The 17114-nt window shown below is 67.6% G+C and carries 14 protein-coding genes; 9 read left to right on the forward strand and 5 right to left on the reverse strand.

Annotated features, from left to right (window positions below; translation table 11 throughout):
• Positions 1–82 precede the first annotated feature (82 nt).
• A complete protein-coding gene (locus tag KF833_18855; GenBank protein MBX3747375.1) occupies positions 83–649 on the reverse strand; it encodes a response regulator transcription factor in 567 nt (188 codons plus the stop codon).
• A 137-nt stretch (positions 650–786) separates the two neighbouring features.
• Positions 787–2028: an aldose 1-epimerase family protein gene (locus KF833_18860; GenBank protein MBX3747376.1), complete on the reverse strand. Its 1242-nt coding sequence runs from the start codon at positions 2026–2028 to the stop codon at positions 787–789.
• Positions 2029–2315: 287 nt separating this feature from the next.
• Between KF833_18860 and KF833_18865 the strand changes: the two genes are divergently transcribed.
• From KF833_18865 to KF833_18900, 8 genes are all read left to right on the forward strand, one after another.
• Positions 2316–3296, forward strand: a complete 981-nt coding sequence (locus KF833_18865) for a transposase (protein MBX3747377.1) — start codon at positions 2316–2318, stop codon at positions 3294–3296.
• Positions 3297–3638: 342 nt separating this feature from the next.
• Positions 3639–5228: a glucose-6-phosphate isomerase gene (locus tag KF833_18870; protein ID MBX3747378.1), complete on the forward strand. Its 1590-nt coding sequence runs from the start codon at positions 3639–3641 to the stop codon at positions 5226–5228.
• A gap of 1 nt (position 5229) precedes the next feature.
• Positions 5230–5727 (forward strand): NUDIX domain-containing protein, encoded by a 498-nt coding sequence (locus KF833_18875; protein MBX3747379.1) that lies wholly within the window; start codon positions 5230–5232, stop codon positions 5725–5727.
• A 126-nt stretch (positions 5728–5853) separates the two neighbouring features.
• A complete protein-coding gene (gene tadA / locus KF833_18880) occupies positions 5854–6351 on the forward strand; it encodes a tRNA adenosine(34) deaminase TadA (GenBank protein ID MBX3747380.1) in 498 nt (165 codons plus the stop codon).
• Positions 6352–6369: 18 nt separating this feature from the next.
• Entirely contained in the window at positions 6370–6831 is a 462-nt protein-coding gene (moaC, locus tag KF833_18885; protein MBX3747381.1) for a cyclic pyranopterin monophosphate synthase MoaC, read from the forward strand.
• Positions 6832–7063: 232 nt separating this feature from the next.
• Entirely contained in the window at positions 7064–7810 is a 747-nt protein-coding gene (locus KF833_18890; protein ID MBX3747382.1) for an ABC transporter ATP-binding protein, read from the forward strand.
• Positions 7811–7860: 50 nt separating this feature from the next.
• Positions 7861–10362, forward strand: coding sequence for an FtsX-like permease family protein (locus KF833_18895; GenBank protein MBX3747383.1), 2502 nt, complete (start codon positions 7861–7863; stop codon positions 10360–10362).
• Positions 10359–11453 carry an alpha/beta hydrolase gene (locus KF833_18900; protein MBX3747384.1) on the forward strand — a complete coding sequence of 365 codons (1095 nt, stop codon included), beginning with the start codon at positions 10359–10361 and terminating at the stop codon, positions 11451–11453. The genes KF833_18895 and KF833_18900 overlap by 4 nt, the downstream gene beginning before the upstream one ends.
• Before the next feature lie 22 nt (positions 11454–11475).
• Here KF833_18900 and KF833_18905 read toward each other — a convergent pair whose 3' ends face one another.
• Genes KF833_18905 through dnaB form a run of 3 tightly spaced genes read right to left on the reverse strand, consistent with a single transcriptional unit; the run spans position 11476 to position 16188 of the window.
• Positions 11476–12072 (reverse strand): OmpH family outer membrane protein, encoded by a 597-nt coding sequence (locus tag KF833_18905; protein ID MBX3747385.1) that lies wholly within the window; start codon positions 12070–12072, stop codon positions 11476–11478.
• Between the two features lie 14 nt (positions 12073–12086).
• Positions 12087–14597: an outer membrane protein assembly factor BamA gene (bamA, locus tag KF833_18910; GenBank protein ID MBX3747386.1), complete on the reverse strand. Its 2511-nt coding sequence runs from the start codon at positions 14595–14597 to the stop codon at positions 12087–12089.
• Complete coding sequence (dnaB, locus tag KF833_18915) at positions 14584–16188, reverse strand: replicative DNA helicase (GenBank protein ID MBX3747387.1); 1605 nt, start codon at positions 16186–16188, stop codon at positions 14584–14586. The genes bamA and dnaB overlap by 14 nt, the downstream gene beginning before the upstream one ends.
• Between dnaB and KF833_18920 the strand changes: the two genes are divergently transcribed.
• The gene (locus tag KF833_18920; GenBank protein MBX3747388.1) at positions 16187–17038 is read left to right on the forward strand and encodes a methylated-DNA--[protein]-cysteine S-methyltransferase; all 852 of its coding nucleotides are present in this window, start codon (positions 16187–16189) and stop codon (positions 17036–17038) included. The two genes, dnaB and KF833_18920, sit on opposite strands and share 2 nt — an antisense overlap.
• Positions 17039–17114 lie beyond the last annotated feature (76 nt).

The following is a 17114-nucleotide window of genomic DNA, read 5'->3' on the forward strand; positions in this document are numbered from 1 at the left end:
CATCCTCCGGATCAGCCAGCTCACCGTCCCTCGTCACATCCCGGGGATCCGAAGCGGCGGACCTCAGGTTTCCGTCGCGATTTCAGAGGGCCCCGGATTCGGCATCGACGGACGTGGCATGGCCTCCGTTGTTGAACCTGTGTTCGACCAGCACGGATACCTCGATCGCCCGCACCGTCGGTAACGGGTTCATCGATGGCAGAGGCACCCCGATGTCCGACATCCCCGGCGCCCTCAAGAGTTCGGCCAGCCTGCAAGCCACCATCGGCGGAAAGAACCCCTCCCCCCGATGCACCGCGAAAATGCCCGCCGCCAGAGGTCCGTACCCTGCCCCCTTCAACGCGTACCCATCCAGCCCAGCGCCAATCGCCTCCCGTACCCGCTGGTCGTCATGGAACTCCGCAAAAGCCAGCACCCGGATGGCACGGTGCCGCAGCCTGACCACACGGATGAACTCGACGCCGCTCATGCCGCACAGGTTGAGATCGAGGACCACCACATCCGGCCGGTCCGCCGGCCACCGCGCCAGCGCCTCCTCACCCGTCCCGTAGGCCCCGGCCAGTCGAAGCTCCGCGGAACGTCGTATCATCCCAACCAGGGACGCCCGTGTGGAAATGTCGCCCTCGATGACGGTTACACGGATGCTCATGGAATTCCCAAGCCTAGGAAACCCCAACGCTCGCCGGGAATCGGGGAAATGACGTATAAACGTCGTATCCGAACCCGACGTGGCCTGCGAAGACGTCCGCCCGACAACCGCCGTTGCCAGGCCCCGTGCGGCCCCCTTTACGGCAGCCGGAACGGCTCCCGTTCGATAACCGGTTCGCGCCCCCCCTGAATCCGTCGCACCTCCCCGCTGGCCCGGGCCACGTCGTCCCGCGACAGCAGCACGGTCAGGTCGAATCCGAGGGTGCGGCTCTGCCCTGCCTTCAATCGCGGCACCCTGCCGGAAAGTCGTTCAATCCGCCGGTTGTATGGGTAACTCGTCCCCGGCTCGATCCCGGTCACATACCCTTCCTCCACCGCCGCAGTGTTCTTCCACAGGGTGAAATGCGGCAGCGCCTCGACCGAAAATGCCATCGCCACGCCACGGTCACCCCGGGCGTTCTGCAACATCACCAGCGATCGTCCCGTCGCATCCGCCGCCGGATCGAGGCAATACACCTCCTCCACAAACCCCCGCGTCGGCCCCGCGTACTCCGCATAGCCCTCCACCGCCTTCGCCGCGTGCGCGTTGAAGGGCGTCACCCGGCGCACCGCCCCTGAAAACCGCGCCCCCTTCTCCAGCAGGGGCGCCCCGAAATTGCAGTGGTAAATCATCTGGTACTCCTGGTCGTGCGCCCCACGGTTGGTCAGCGTGTCCTCGACCCGCAGCGACGGAATCCCCGGATCCGTGGCAATCTCGGTCCACAACTCGAGCTTGGGACCGTGAAACATCCGCTCATCCACCCGCCCCCGGACCCGGATCCGGTAGGGCGGAGCGGTATCGACCAGCACCTCCACCTCACTGGCCGGGATGTTGGCAATCCGCCCATGCAGCGTGAGCTGCATCTCCGCCCGGGCGCCGGTGTTGTCGACGAACTCGTCCCGCCCCGGATGTCCCGCCCACTCCACCCCGCAGCGGACCATCCATTCATTGAACCCCTCCAGCCAGCCCAACCCCCCGCGTTGCTCCAGATTGATATACTGGGGATGCACCACCTCACGAACCGGGGATTCCCAGCCCAACCGCACGTCTCCGGCCGTGGCTTCCAGAATCCCCATCCCCCGCGTTGGGACGACCGTGAACGTCAGGGCCCCGTTGTCCACCACGATGACCTCCACCCCGTCCTGACGCCCCCCCCTCAAGGTAAGCTTCCGGACGCTCCAGGGCGTCGGCGCCCCCAGGTCGCGATGGGTCATCGTCCAATGCTCCGTCCGGATCCCCCGGGCAACGCTGGTGATCACCTGACGGAACGGTTCCGCAGCGGAGGCACTGGGCGCGGCAAGGGCAGCAAGCATCGAAAGGAGGCAGAGTCGGTGTTTCATGACGGTGGCCGGCAATTCCCGGATCAGGGGGACCCGCCCATCCTGCCGACCCCTCGGGGCTCCTGCAACCCGGGCATCTCCTGGCAACCCCGCGCATCTTGGAGTTGCGGGGTGAGGAGTCAGCGAATCGGAGGGACGAACTCCGCGAATCCATAACCCGAAGCACCCCACCGTTGCGGCCTCAGGGAACTCGGCCCTCCGAGGCCACGCTTCTCAGCAGAAAGCGGCAGGTTCTTTCTGTTGACTATTGACGAAAGTCTAATAGCCAGTCACTTTTTGATTACACCATGAGAACTCCTCGCATCAAAGCCGATCCCTCCCTTCCTGCCGTGTATCACTGCATGTCCCGCGTCGCCGGCCGCCTCCCTCTCCTCGACGACTCCGCCAAGCACAAGCTCCTCAATATCCTCCACCACCTCGCCCGATTCTGCGACATCGACATCATCACCTTCTGCATGATGTCCAACCACTTCCACCTCCTCATCCGTGTCCCGCCCAAACCCCTCCCCGACTCCATCCCTGACCCGGTTCTCCTCGCCAAACTCGAGGACTTCTACGGCCCAAAGGCCACCCTTCCCTCCCTCGCCCGCGCCGCCCTCAACAAAGGCCAACCCATCCCCGACGACATCCGCCAGGCTGTCCTCTCCCGCATCGCCGACCTCTCCATCTTCCTTCAGGAGTTCAAACAACGCTTCTCCCGCTGGTACAACCGCCGTCACGACCGCTCCGGCTACCTCTGGGGCGAACGCTTCCGGAGTGTTCTGGTGGAAGACTGTCCCAGCACCCTCCGCGCCATCGCCGCCTACATCGACCTCAACCCCGTCCGCGCCGGCCTGGTCAACGATCCCAAGGACTACCGCTTCTGCGGCTACGCCGCCGCCCTCACCGGCGACAAGGTCATCCGCCGCGGAATCATGGGCTTTCTGGGCGCAACCGACTGGAGCGCGGCGTCAGCAGAATATCGCCTGGCGCTTTATGTGATTGGCGGGACGTCGGGGCGCAGCGACAAGCGGGTGCTGGACCCGGAGGCGATCCGGGCGGAGCTGGCGCGGGGCGGGGAGTTGCCGCTGGGTCAGATCCTGCGGTTGCGGATCCGGCACATGACGGACGGGGTGATCCTGGGCTCGAAGGAGTTCGTGAACCAGATGTGGGAGCGGCACCGGGACAAGTTCGGGAAGCGACGCAAGAGCGGCGCGCGGATCATTCGGGGCGCTCCGATCCCGGGGCTTCGAGTCTTGCGCGATCTCCGCGTGGATGCGATCGGGTGACTTGCCGAATCGGGGCGACTTACCAGGTGTGGCGATGGGCGCCCCAAGGAGCGTAGGGGGAGACGCACCGACGGTGCCCGTTTTCCTGGCGGGATCGCCCACGGCCCAACCCCCTGCATCCCGGAGTTGTGGGGAGGGGAGGGAACTTCGCCAAGCATCGCTTCGGAGGGCCGAGTTCCACGAGGCCGCAACGGTGTGGAGCGTTGGGTTGAGGACTCGCGGAGCTCGTCCCTCCGATTCGCTGCCTCCTCACCCACAACTCCGGGATGCACCGGGCTCAACCGGCCCGGCGCAACTCGGCGTGACCGCGCGGCCCCGTCCTGATAGCGTGCGACTCGCACGATGAAGCCGACGCCTTCGCAACGCTGGACCCGGTTCCAGGCGCGTTACCACGAGTTCCCCGCCTGCGGGTTGAGCGTGGACCTCAGCCGGTTGGATTTCGACGACGGCTTCCTGCCGCAAATGGCCCGGCCGATGACCAAGGCCATCGAGGCGATGCGGTGGCTGGAGGCCGGCGAAGAAGCCAATCCCGACGAGGGTCGCATGGTCGGCCATTACTGGCTGCGCCACCCTGCCCTCGCGCCCTCGCCCGAACTGCGCGAAGCCATCGCCGCCGCCATCGAGGACGTCGCCACCTTCGCCGAATCGATCCACGAGGAACGCCTCGTCGGCGAGCGCGGCTCGTTCCAGCAGGCACTCGTGATCGGCATCGGCGGCTCCGCGCTCGGCCCGCAATTCGTTGCGGGCGCCCTGGGCCACCCGATGCGCGACAAACTGGCCGTCCACTTCATGGACAACACCGACCCCGATGGCATCGACCGTCTTCTGGGCCGGCTCTTTCCCAGCCTTGGCCGCACCCTGGTGGTGGTGATTTCCAAGTCCGGCACCACCCCCGAGACGCGGAACGGCATGGTCGAGACCGAGGCTGCCTACCGCCGGGCCGGACTTGCCTTCGCCCGCCACGCCGTGGCCATCACCCTGTTCGACGAGGAGGCCAGCGCCCTCTACCGCAGGGCCCGCGCAGAACGATGGCTGGCCACCTTCCCCATGTGGGACTGGGTGGGCGGACGAACCAGCGTCACGTCCGCCGTCGGCCTCCTCCCGGCCGCCTTGCAGGGGATCGACACCGCCGGGCTCCTCGCCGGCGCCAAAGCCTGCGACGAAACCACCCGCGCCACCGATCCCCTCGCCAATCCCGCCGCACTCCTCGCGCTCGGCTGGTACCACGCCGGCGAGGGACGCGGCACGCGGGACATGGTGGTGCTTCCCTACAAGGACCGCCTCGAACTCTTCTCGCGCTACCTCCAGCAACTGGTCATGGAATCCCTCGGCAAGGAACTCGACCTCTCCGGACGCATCGTCCACCAGGGGATTGCCGTGTACGGCAACAAGGGCTCCACCGATCAGCACGCCTACATCCAGCAGTTGCGCGACGGGCCCAACGATTTCTTCGCCGTCTTCATCCGTGTCCTGCGCGCCCGCACCGGCGATTCGGTCGAAGTCGAACCCGGCGTCACCTCGGGGGATTATCTGAACGGTTTCCTCCTCGGCACCCGCTCGGCCCTCCACGAGCGCGAACGACAGTCCATCACCCTTTCCGTCCCCGAGCTGACGCCGTTCGCCGTCGGCGTGCTCATCGCCCTTTTCGAGCGCGCCGTCGGCCTCTACGCGCAACTGGTCCAGATCAACGCCTACCACCAACCCGGCGTGCAGGCGGGCAAGAAGGCCGCCGACACCGTCCTCAAACTTCAGGCCCGCATCCTCGCCCACCTGCGCCGCCATCCCGGCCAGGCCTTTGATGCCGGGGCCCTCGCTTCCGCCGCGGAGTCCGACGATCCGGAAACCGTCTTCCTCCTCGCCCAGCACCTCGCGGCCAATGTCCCGGGCATCCGCCGCACCGGCACCGGCACCTCGGCGACCTTCGCGGCCTGACATGGGCCTCCCCTACCGCGTCTCCACCCTCCTGTACGCATTCGATTCCGAAGACCGGGTCCTCCTTCTCGAACGGACCCGGGAACCGAACCGCGGCCTTTGGAGCCCGCCCGGGGGCAAGGTCGAGATCGATCGTGGCGAATCCCCCTTCGCCGGTGCCTGCCGCGAAGCGCGTGAGGAACTGGGCCTTCACCTCCAGCCTTCCGACCTCCACCTCACCGGCATCGTCAGCGAGGCCGGCTACGAGGGCACCGCCCACTGGCTGATGTTCCTGTTCGAAATCCGTCCCCGACTCCAACGCCAGCCCCCCGACTTCGCGGAAGGCCGTTTCGCCCTCCACCCCTTCTCCGCCCTCGCCGAACTTCCCCTGCCCGTCACCGACCGCGAGGCCCTCTGGCCATGGTTCCTTGCCCACCGCGGCGGCTTCTTCGCCGCCCACTGCCGCTGCAACGCCGACGGCCGTCACCACTGGCGCCTCGAGGACTCCCGGTCTCCCTGAACGGGAAGCGGGGTCAGATCTCTGAATTTGACATTTCATCGAGCGCCGCCCCGCCCTGCGGCCAATTGTCAAATTCAGAGATGTGACCCCGTTGCTTCGGTTTCCCCGGTCGTTTCTGCTGGCGGGGTGCCGTCCGAGCCCATCATCGATCTGGAGAGCGACCATTACCTGATGGGGGAGGCGTTGCGTCAGGCCATGAAGGCCTTCGAGGCCGGTGAAGTGCCGGTCGGGGCGGTGATCGTTCGCGACGGGCGCATCGTGGGCCGCGCGTTCAACCAGGTGGAACTGCTCAAGGATGCGACCGCCCACGCGGAGATGCTGGCCATCACCCAGGCCGAAGCCGCGGTGGGCGACTGGCGCCTCAACGACTGCACGCTCTACGTGACCAAGGAACCCTGCCCGATGTGCGCCGGGGCCATGGTCCACGCACGGCTCGGCCGCGTGGTTTTCGGCGCTCCCGATCCCAAGGGCGGATGCGCCGGCGGGGTCATCGATCTCCTCCGGTTTCCGTCCTTCAACCATCGCTGCGTCGTCACCGCGGAGGTCCGCGCCGACGAGTGCCGGGCCCTGCTGCGCGAGTTCTTCCTCCAGCGGCGCGCCCTGAAGGACGCCGGAGCCGGCTGACCCCCCCCTTCCGATCCCATGAGCGAATTCTCCCATCTCGACGCCGAGGGCCAGGTCCGCATGGTGGACATCTCCGAAAAGCCGCCCGTGCGCCGCGAAGCCGTCGCGACCGGCGCCATCCGGTTGTGCCCCGAGACCCTGGCACGAATCGAGTCCCATGACGTGGCCAAGGGAAACGTGCTCGCCACGGCCCGCATCGCCGGCATCCAGGCCGCCAAACGCACCAGCGAACTGATCCCGCTCTGTCATCCGCTCTCCCTCACCCACTGCGATCTCGCCTTCGAAATCCCGCCCTCCCGCGACCGTATTGCCATTACGGCCACCACCCGGACCACCGGCCGGACCGGGGTGGAAATGGAAGCCCTGACCGCCGTGGCGGTGGCGGCGCTGACCGTGTACGACATGTGCAAGGCCGTGGATCCCGCCATGACCATCGGCGACATCCGCCTCCTCGAAAAATCCAAGCGCCAGGTCGCGTGATCATCGCCGGTGCATCCCGAAGTTGTGGGTAAGGTGCGGACTTCGCGAAGCGTCGCTCCGGAGGGCCGAGTTCCATGAGGCCACAACGGTGTGGGACGTTGGGTTGAGGACTCGCGGAGCTCGTCCCTCCGATGTGCTGCCTCCTCATCCACGACTCCGGGATGCACGTGATCATCGCCTGCGGGTGGATGGGGGTTTGACCGTGGATTGGAGTTCTTCATCTTGGCGGCCCATGAAGGACCGGGACGGGGAATGGATTCTCGAGGCGGAGGGGTTGACCAAGACCTATCGGAGTGGCGAACGGTCGCTGGATGTGTTGCGGGAGGTGAGTTTCCGGCTGGGGGCGGGCGAGACGATGGCGATCGTGGGGCCTTCGGGGTCGGGGAAGACCACGCTGCTCGGATTGTGCGCGGGGCTGGATGCGCCGACGCGGGGGCGGGTTCGGCTGGCCGGGATGGACCTGGGATCGTTGGACGAGGACGGCCGGGCGCGGGCGCGCAATCTGAATACCGGCTTCGTGTTTCAGAGCTTCCAGCTCATTCCCACACTGACGGCGTTGGAGAACGTGATGGTTCCGATGGAACTGCGGGGGGAGCGGGGCGGGGAGAAGGCGGCCCGGCGGTGGCTGGAGGAGGTCGGCCTGGGCGAGCGGTTGCAGCATTATCCCGCGCAATTGTCGGGCGGGGAACAGCAGCGGGTGGCGATCGCCCGGGCGTTTGTCACGCGGCCGAAGGTGCTGTTTGCCGACGAACCGACCGGCAATCTGGACACCGACACCGGACACCGGATCGTCGAGCGGCTGTTCGACCTGAACACGGCGGCCGGGACGGCCCTGGTGCTGGTGACCCACGATCTGGAACTGGCGGGCCGGACACGGCGCATCCTGCGCCTGCGCGGCGGGGAGGTGGTGGAGGACACGGCACGCGTGGCGGCGGCGGGGGACGGGAGGGGTGACATGACGAAAGGGGTGGCGGTTTGAGCCAGGCGACAGGCCGGGGCGGGGGGGTGGGATGGGCGTTCGTGCTGCGGATGGCGTGGCGGGACAGCCGGGCGAGCCGGCGCCGGTTGCTGCTCTTCACGCTGTGCATGGTGGTGGGGATCGCGGGCCTGGTGGCGGTGGGGTCGTTCGGGCGTTCGCTGGAACGGTCGGTGGAGGAACAGGCGAAGGCGCTGCTGGGGGCGGACCTGGCCCTGGGATCCCGGATTCGGTTCGGCGAGGATCACGAGGCGTTCTTCGCAACCGTGGGGGGCGAACAGTCCCGGGAGGTCACGTTCACGACCATGGTGGTCTTCCCGGGAGCCGGGACCCGGCTGGCGCAGGTGCGGGCTGTCCAGGGGGAGTTCCCGTTTTATGGCCGTCTGGAAACCGAGCCGGAGGCGGCGGCATCCCGGTTTCGCGAAGCGGGCGGCGGAGTGCTGGTCGAGGAGTCGCTCCTGCTCCAATTCGGGGTCGGGGTGGGGGACGAGGTGCGGATCGGGGAATGGCGGACGCGGGTGGCGGGGGCGTTGCAGCGGGTGCCGGGGGAGACGGTGGTCTTCGCGACGATTGCGCCGCGGGTGTACCTGCGGATGGAGGATCTCGAGGCGACGGGGTTGCTGCAGACCGGGAGCCTGGCGCGGTACCGGGTGCATTTCCGGCTTCCGGAGAATTTCGATGTGCCGGCCTGGGTTGAAGGGGCGCGGGACCGGATCGACGCGCTGCGGTTGAGCGTGGCGACAGTGGAGGAGCGCAAGGAGGACCTTGGGCGCTCGATGCGGAACCTGGAGGGATTTCTGAGTCTGGTGGGATTTGTGGCGTTGCTGCTGGGCGGGGTGGGCATGGCCAGCGCGATCCAGACGCATGTGCGCCAGAAGCTGCCGACGGTGGCGATCCTGCGGTGCCTGGGATGCCCGGTGTGGACGGCGTTTGCGGTGTATCTGCTCCAGGGGCTCGGGGTGGGCCTGCTGGGGGCCGGCCTGGGGGCGGGGCTGGGCACGGCGATCCAGCATGCGCTGCCGTGGGCGGTGGCCGACTGGGTCCCCTTCGAGGTGAACGTCCGGACGTCGTGGGTGGCGGTGGGCGAGGCGACGGCGATGGGCTTCGTGGTGTGCCTGTTGTTCGCGCTCCTGCCGCTGGCGGCGGTGCGCCGGGTGTCACCGCTGGCGGTCCTGCGGGTGGCATTCGAGACGCGACGGGGCCGGGATGGCTTGCAGTGGGGGGTGCTGGGCCTGCTGGGGTTGGCGGTGGTGCTGTTTTCACTGGCCCACACGCCGCGCTGGCAGGAGGGGTTGGGATTTGCGGGAGGGCTGGCGGTGGCGTTCGGAACGCTGGCCCTGGCGGCCCGGGGGGTGGTGGCCTGGGCGCGACGCTGGCGCCTGGCACGATGGCCGTTCGTGGTGCGTCAAGGGCTGGCGAGCATCCATCGTCCCAACAACCGGACGCCCCTGCTGGTGATGTCGCTTGGGCTGGGGACGTTCCTGCTGCTGACGCTGCACCTGGCCCAGGCCAATCTGCTGCGGGAGCTGGTGTCGGGCACGGAGGACGGGCGGGCCAATGCGATCCTGTTCGATGTGCAGTCCGACCAGGTCGAGGGGGTTTCGGGGCTGGTGCGGGAACTGGGATTGCCGGTGATCGACGAGGCGCCGATCGTGACCATGCGGTTGCGGACGATTGCGGGGAGGCCCGTGGACGAGATCCTGGCCGACCCCGGGACTTCAGCCCCGCGATGGGCCTTGCGGCGGGAGTTTCGGAGCACGCGTGCCGACCGGTTGCGGGAAAGCGAGCGGGTGGTGGCGGGGGAGTGGGTGGCGACGGCGGATCCGCTGGCGGAACCGGTGCCGGTGTCGGTGGAAGCCGGCATTGCCAAGGAACTGGGGGTGGGCCTGGGTGACGAGCTGGAGTGGGACATCCAGGGGGTGCCGATGCGCACGCGGGTGGCGAGCCTGCGGGAGGTGGACTGGCGGCGGGTGCAGCCGAATTTCTTCGTGGTGTTCCCGCACGGGCCGCTGGACGAGGCCCCGGCGTTCCATGTGCTGGTGACGCGCGTCGAGACCGCCGAGGCATCGGCACGACTGCAGCGGACGGTGGTGGAACGGTATCCGAACGTGTCGGCGATCGACATCACCCTGGTGCTGCGGACGCTCGACCAGGTGCTCGACAAGATCGCCTTTGCCATCCGGTTCATGGCGTTGTTCACGGTGGTGACGGGTCTTCTGGTGCTGGTGGCGACGGTGTTGAGCGGGCGTTACCAGCGGGCGCGGGAGAGCATCCTGCTGCGGGTGCTGGGGGCGTCGCGCCGGCAGATCCAGCGGGTGTTGTGGGTGGAGTACGCGGCGTTGGGATTGCTGGCTTCGCTGACGGGGGTGGTGCTGGCGCTGGCGGGGTCGGCAGCCCTGGCGTGGTGGGTGTTCCGCGTGCCGTTCTCGCCCTCCCCGTGGGCGACCCTGGCGACGGTGGGCATTGTGGTGGGATTGACGGTGCTGACCGGATTGCTGGCGAGCCGGGGTGTCACCACGCATCCGCCGCTGGAGATCCTGCGAGATGAAGGATGAAGGCGCCGGCCGGAGGACAGGGATGGCGGGGATGGGTGGGACTGGGGCTGGCGGCGTGGGCCGGGGCGGGGTGCAGTCCGTCAGGAATTCTCGCCCGACAGATGGTGAAGGCGCCGAACCGGGTGCCGGAGTGGGTGAAGCCGGAGGGGCGGGTGGGCCTGCGCTGGCCGGCGGGGACGATGGGGCGGTTTCCCTCGGGGACGGCGGTGGTGGGTGAGCCGGCGGTGGCATTGCACTGGCGGATGGTGGAGCCCGCGGACTACGGGTTGGAGGTGGTTCCGGAGGCGAGGAAGCCGGGGGATCCTCCGGCGGATGACTTCACGATACGCTTGCGGTTGCCGGGAGGGGGATTGCCAGCCGCCCGGGAGGCCATCGGGACGGCCTTTGTGGTGCACGGGTACGGGGTGGATTCGGCCTCGATGTTTCCCTGGGCCCTGGCCCTGGCGGAGGCGGGGTGGAGGACGGTGCTGGTTGATCTGCGGGGGCACGGCCGATCCGGAGGGCGACGGGTGTACCTGGGCACCCTCGAGGCGGAGGACCTGCGGGGGCTGAGGCGGCACCTCGAGGCGGAGGGGCGGGTGACCGGGCCTTACGTGGTGGTCGGGCACTCGATGGGGGCCTCGATCGGACTGCGCTGGCAGGCGATCGATCCGGAGGTGCGGGCGACGGTCGCGTTCGGGCCCATGGCCGAGTTTGCGCCGTCCGCCGAGCGGGTGCGGGCGGAGTACGCCCAATGGGTGCCGCGCGGCTGGATGCGGCGGGCGACCGCGAAGTTGCCCGGGGTGCTGGGGATCGAGCCGGAGGTCCTGGACACGCTCCCGGCGGTGCGGAAAAGCGCGGTGCGCGCCTATCTGGTGGCGGGGGCCGGGGATGCGGTGACACCGCCGGAGGAAAGCGCACGACTACGTCCGTGGCTGGCGCCGGGCAGCGAGTTTCTGATCGTGGGACAGGTCACCCACGAGACCCTTCCGTACGCCTTCGACCAGCACGGGGCGCGGGTGCTCGCGTGGCTGGCGAAGTGGGGTGCCGGACCAGGGACAGGAACAGGACCAGGGACGGGGACGCGGGATGGGACCGCGGGACCGGAGTGACGGGCGGGAAACGGGGGACGGACTAACGGAGGGCGCCGGCGGGGGCGTTGGCGTTGAGCTGACGGAGAATCTCGTCGGTCATGTCGTTCTCGCCGCTGGTGTAGAGGACGATGGGCGTTTCGTTGCGGCTGATGGCGGCGGTGTCGAGGACGAGGGTGTAGCCGGCGGCCTTGGAGCGGGCGACGATGGTTTCGCGGATCTCCTTGAGGATCTGATCGCGCATGCGGGTGCGCTTCTCGATGAGCGATTCCTGGGACTGGCGCCGGTAGGTTTCGACCTGCTGTTCGAGCTGCTTGATCTCGATGAGCTTGTCCTCGGCGGCCTTGCGGCGGCGCTGACGCTCCTCGACGGAGATGGCGGCATCATTGGCGGCTTCCGAGCGCTGTTTGTAGTCCTCGTTGGCCTTCCGGTAGTCCTCGAGCATGTCGCGGACGTTCTTTTCCAGGCCCGCGGCGTCCTCCTTGATGCGCACGTCGGCCTCCTTGGTCTTGTAGTAGCCCTCGAAAACCTTTCGGAGATCGACGATGCCAAGGCGGAAGGCCTGGGCATGGACGACGGCGGGGACGGCGGCCAGAACGGCGGCGGCGAGGAGGAGGGACTTCAGGCGGTGCATCTTCACGGGGGATATTGCGGTCAGAATTCGCGGTGGTAGCCAACGCCAAACTGGAACCGGCCGCTGCCGCGGTCGTTGTAGTCTTCGGCGGTGAGGGGGAAGGCGTAATCGAGGCGGAGGGGCCCGATGGGAAGGTTGAGGCGGATGCCGATGCCCCAACTGTCGTTGTAAGCGTGCTTCGAGGGGGTGCGAAGGTCGAAGCTGTACGGGTCGTAATAGACCATGCCGATGTCGTAGAACGCGGCGAAGCGGACGCGTTCAATGACGGGGATGGAATATTCGACGGAACCGAACCAGTAGGTGCTGCCGCCGATGGGTTCGTTGTTTTCGTCCACGGGCCCGACATCGCGGTAGCGGAAGCCGCGGAGGGTGTAGAGGCCGCCGAGGAAGAACCGGTCGAAGAGGGGAACGCGGGGACTGTCGCCGTAGGCTTCGGAGACGCCGATACGGCCGAGGATCTCGATGATGTGGCCCTCGTCGAAGCCGGGGAAGTACTGGGCGCCGCGCATCTCGAGGCGATAGAAATCGGTGTCGCCGCCGAAGACCCCGCCGGCGACTTCGCCGATGAGTTCGATGCGCTGGCCGCGATTGGCGAGGATGGCGCTGTTGCGGGTGTCGAAGACGAGTGAGCCGGTGACCTTGGAGACGAGGCGGCGGCCCTCCTCCTGGGCGAGTTCGGGGGAGACGCGGGGTCGCCCGGTGACGATGCTGGAGCCGTGGCCGGGGCCCTCCTCGCGGAACACGGGGGCGAGGAGATCGGCGTCGTTGAAGTCCAGCTTGACGCTTTCGATGGTGTAGGCGATGCCGGCGCGGAAGAACTCGCCATACCGGAAGAGGTCGCCGAGGCTCTTGGTGAGGCCGATGCGGGCGCCGGTGCGGGTTTCGTCGTAGAGGGAGCTGAGGAACTGGAAGTCGCGGTGGTACAGATCGACTTCGAGGGCGAGCCGCTGGTTGAGGAACCAGGGTTCGATGAAGGTGATGAGGTAATCCTGGCGCCGGGTGCCGACCTGGGCGCGGAGGCGGAGTTTCTGGCCGCCGCCGGTGAAATAGGGGGGATTGCCGATGTCGAAGTTGCCCTGGCTCATCTCGACGAAGCCGACGAGGTTATCGACCGAACTGAAGCCGGCGCCGATGCTGAAGTTGCCGGTGTTCTGTTCCTCGACCCCGATGACGAGATTGCGGCGGGTGGGGACCTCGGTGTCCTCGGGCCGGGCGTCCACCTTGGAGAAGTACTGGAGCTGGTAGAGGCGGTTGGTGCTGATCTTGACGCGGACGGTGTTGAAGATCTCGCCGGGAGCGACGGCCAGTTCGCGGCGGATGACGCGGTCCTTGGTCTTGGTGTTGCCCTTGATCTCGATCTTCTCGATGTAGGACTGGGTGCCTTCGGTGATGCGGTAGGCGAGGTCGATCGTATTGTCCGCGGTGTTGGGGATGCGGACGGCCTCGAGGGTGGAGGGGAACTGGACGTCGATGTAGCCGCGGGCGCCGTAGAAATCCTCGATCAGCTCGATGTCGCGCGTGTGTTCGCGGGGTTTGAAGGTCTCGCCCGGGGTGAGGTTGAGGCCGGTGAGGGAGCGGGTGCCTTCGCGGCGGCGGAGGCCCGAGAGGATGTCGTTGGTGGAGAAGAGCTGGTTGCCCTCGAAGGTGAGGCTGCCGACCTGGTAGGGGCGGCCCTCCTCGATGACGAAATCGACTTCGAGGCGTTTGGGGTCGATTTCACGGACATCGATGTCCTGGAGTTCGAAGTCGATGTAGCCCTCGTTGCGGTAGAAGTCGTTGAGCCGCTCGCGATCCTCCTCGATGACCTCCTCCTTGAGGCGCCCGCTGCCGGTGAGCCAGGAGAAGGCCCAGCGGCGACGGGTCTTCACGACCTTGCGGAGCTTTCGTTCCTTGAACTCGGCATGACCGGGGAACTGGACGCGGTGGATGCGCTGCTTGGGGCTCTCCTCGATCTCGAAGGTGACGGTCCCGCGTCCGGCGTTTTCGTCGATGTTGAGGACATGGCGGACCCGGGTCTTGAGGTAGCCGGACTTCTCGTAGGTCTTCTGGATTTCCTGGGCGTCGCGGAAGAGCTGGGCCTCGTCGAGGGGCTGGCCGACCTTGGAGAGGACCTTCTTGGAGACCTTCCTGGTGCTGAAGCGATCGTTCCCGTCGTAGCGGATGTCGCTGAGGGTGGGGCGGGCCTGGACGAAATAGACCAGGGCGACGCCGTCGCCTTCGGGGGTGATCGCCTGGGTGACGCGGATATTGAAGAAGTAGCCGGTGGCGTAGAGGTTCCGGACGTCGTCGTCGATGTTGAGCTTGGAGTAGGGGTCGCCGGCCTTGACGCGGATGTTGGCACGGACGAGGTCGTCACTGACGGCGCGGGGCCCCATGTGACGGACCTCGATGGATTGGATGGTGGGTTCGGGGGGGCGTTCGGCCTGTCGGTCAGCCTGACCCAAGGATGCGGGACCCAGCCACGCCGCTGCGAGGGACAGCGGCAGGCAGAGTAACGCGCGGCATTGCCCCAGCCAGCTACGAGGGAACATCGTCTGGGCCGACCTTGGCAGCGGGTTTGAAGCGAGTAAACCTTTTAAGGAACACGAGCGGAACGTCCCCGGTGGGGCCATTGCGCTGTTTGGCGACGAGGAGGGAGATGGGAACGCCGCCGGGTTCGTCCCGGGGGACACTTTCCTCCTCGTCATTGCCGCTGGGTTTGTAGAGGAGGCCGACGAGGTCGGCGTCCTGCTCGATGGCGCCGGATTCGCGGAGGTCGGAGAGCTTGGGTTTGCGGGCCTTGTCCTTCTCGATTTCGCGGTTGAGCTGGGCGAGGACGATGATGGGAATCTCGAGTTCCTTGGCGAGGGCCTTGATGCCGGAGGAGATCTCGGAGATTTCCTGCTGGCGGTTGTCCTTGCCGCGGCGGGTTTCGGAATTGAGGAGCTGGAGGTAATCGACGACGAGGAGTTTGATCTGGTGCTGCTGCCACATGCGGCGGGCGCGGGCGCGGAGCTGGAGGATGGAGAGGCCCGAGGTGTCGTCGATGACGAGGGGGGCGCCGGCGATCTCCCCGGCGGCCTGGGTGAGGCGGGGGAAGTCGCGTTCGGCGAGGAATCCTTCGCGGACATCGCGGAGGTTGACCTCGGCACGGGAGCACATCATGCGGAGGACGAGGGATTCGGCGGTCATTTCCAGGCTGAAGACGCCGACGGGGAGTTTGAGGTCGATGGCCACGTGCTCGGCCATGTTCATGGCGAGGGAGGTCTTGCCCATGCTGGGGCGGGCGGCGATGACGATCATTTCGCCGGGGTGCAGGCCGGACGTCATCTTGTCCAGGTCGGAGAATCCGGTTCCGACGCCGCTGAGCATGCCCTGGCGGGCGTGGAGTTCCTCGATGGTGTTGATGGCGGTGTTGACGAGGTCCTTGATGGCGCGGGTTTCGGGGCGTTCGCGTTCCTCGTTGATGCGGAGGATGTCGCGTTCGACCTCGTCGAGGAGGGCGGGGACATCGCCTTCGCATTCGTACACCCGGTTGATGACCGCGGTGCAGGTCTGGAGCATGCGGCGCAGGAGATGCTTCTCGAGGACGATTTCGAGGTAGTAGGCGAGGTTGGCGGCGGAAGGGACGGCGTCGGCGAGCTGGTTGAGGTAGGTGAGACCGCCGACGGCATCGAGCTGGCCGACATCGCGGAGGCGCTGCTGGACGGTGATGAGGTCGATGGGTTCCCGGTCGTCGTACATCTTCACCATGAGGGCGTAGATGGTCTGGTGACGGAGGTCGTAGAAGGCCTCGGCACCGGGCCGGAACGAGCGGAGGCATTCACCGAGGGCCTCGTTGGGGGCGAGGAAGATGCAGCCGAGGATGCCGCGTTCGGCGTCGGGGGCGTAGGGCGGCAGACGTTCCACCCGTGGGGGTTCGGAGCCCGGCCGGGTGCGGCGGGGGGCGCGGAGGTCGGGCGGAGGTTCGGGGTTGCGGGCGGGATCCACGGAGTCGAGCACGGGACAAGGAGGCAACCACGGTTGGGCGGGTTCGCCAATGCCGGGATACGGGAGGTTATCGAGAGGGGTGTGAATAAGTCGCGGAAGGGGCGGCAAGAATCGGGTGGGCGGGGGGTGGGCCCGGAGGCAGCCTGAGGGCATGAGTGCATACGAACGGATCGCCGGGGTGGTGCGGTACCTCGAGGCGAACCGGGCTGCCCAGCCCGACCTCGCCACCCTGGCGCGGGAGGCGGGGTTGAGTCCCTCGCGGTTCCACCGGCTGTTCGTGGCCTGGGCGGGGGTGACGCCGAAGGAGTTCCTGGAGTGCCTGACGGTGGCCGAGGTGAAGCGAAGGTTGCGGGCGGGAGAGGACGTCCTGCGGGCCGCGCTGGAATCGGGGATGTCGGGACCGGGCCGGGCGCACGACTTGTGCGTGCGGTTGGAGGCGGCGTCACCGGGGGAATGGAAATCGGGAGGGGCGGGTTGGACGGTGGTGGCGGGGATGGCGGAGAGTCCGTTCGGGCGGTGCCTGATCGCAGAGGGACCGCGAGGGGTATGCCATCTGACCTTCCCTGGACGGGAGGAGGAGGCTGGGGAATGGGCGCGGTTGGAGGCCACCTGGCCGGCGGCGAACGTGCTCCAGGACGACGGGGTGGCGTCGGGCTGGGTGGAGCGGATCTTCCGGCGGGAGGGGGATGGCCGTGCGGGGACGGCAGGCGTGCGGGCGTACGTCCGGGGCTCCGAGTTTCAGGTGCGGGTCTGGCGGGCGCTGCTGGAGATCCCGGCGGGGGCGCTGGTGACCTACGGGCAACTGGCAGCGCGGGTGGGCTGCGCGGGCGCGGCGCGGGCGGTGGGGAGTGCGGTGGGACGCAATCCGCTGGGCTATCTGATCCCGTGCCACCGGGTGATCCGCGGAACCGGGGTGGTGGGGGAATACCGGTGGGGCCGGGAACGCAAGGTGGCGATGCTGATGCGGGAGACGGGCGGCAGGCTTGGCGGAGTGGCGGGCTGAGAGGGAGGAGCTGCATGTCGATCTCCCGAGCTCCTCGACGTTCTTCGTGGGAAGGAAGCGGGTGAACGGGTTCAGC

This window comes from Verrucomicrobiia bacterium (genome assembly GCA_019634625.1).
Taxonomy (GTDB): domain Bacteria; phylum Verrucomicrobiota; class Verrucomicrobiia; order Limisphaerales; family CAIMTB01; genus CAIMTB01.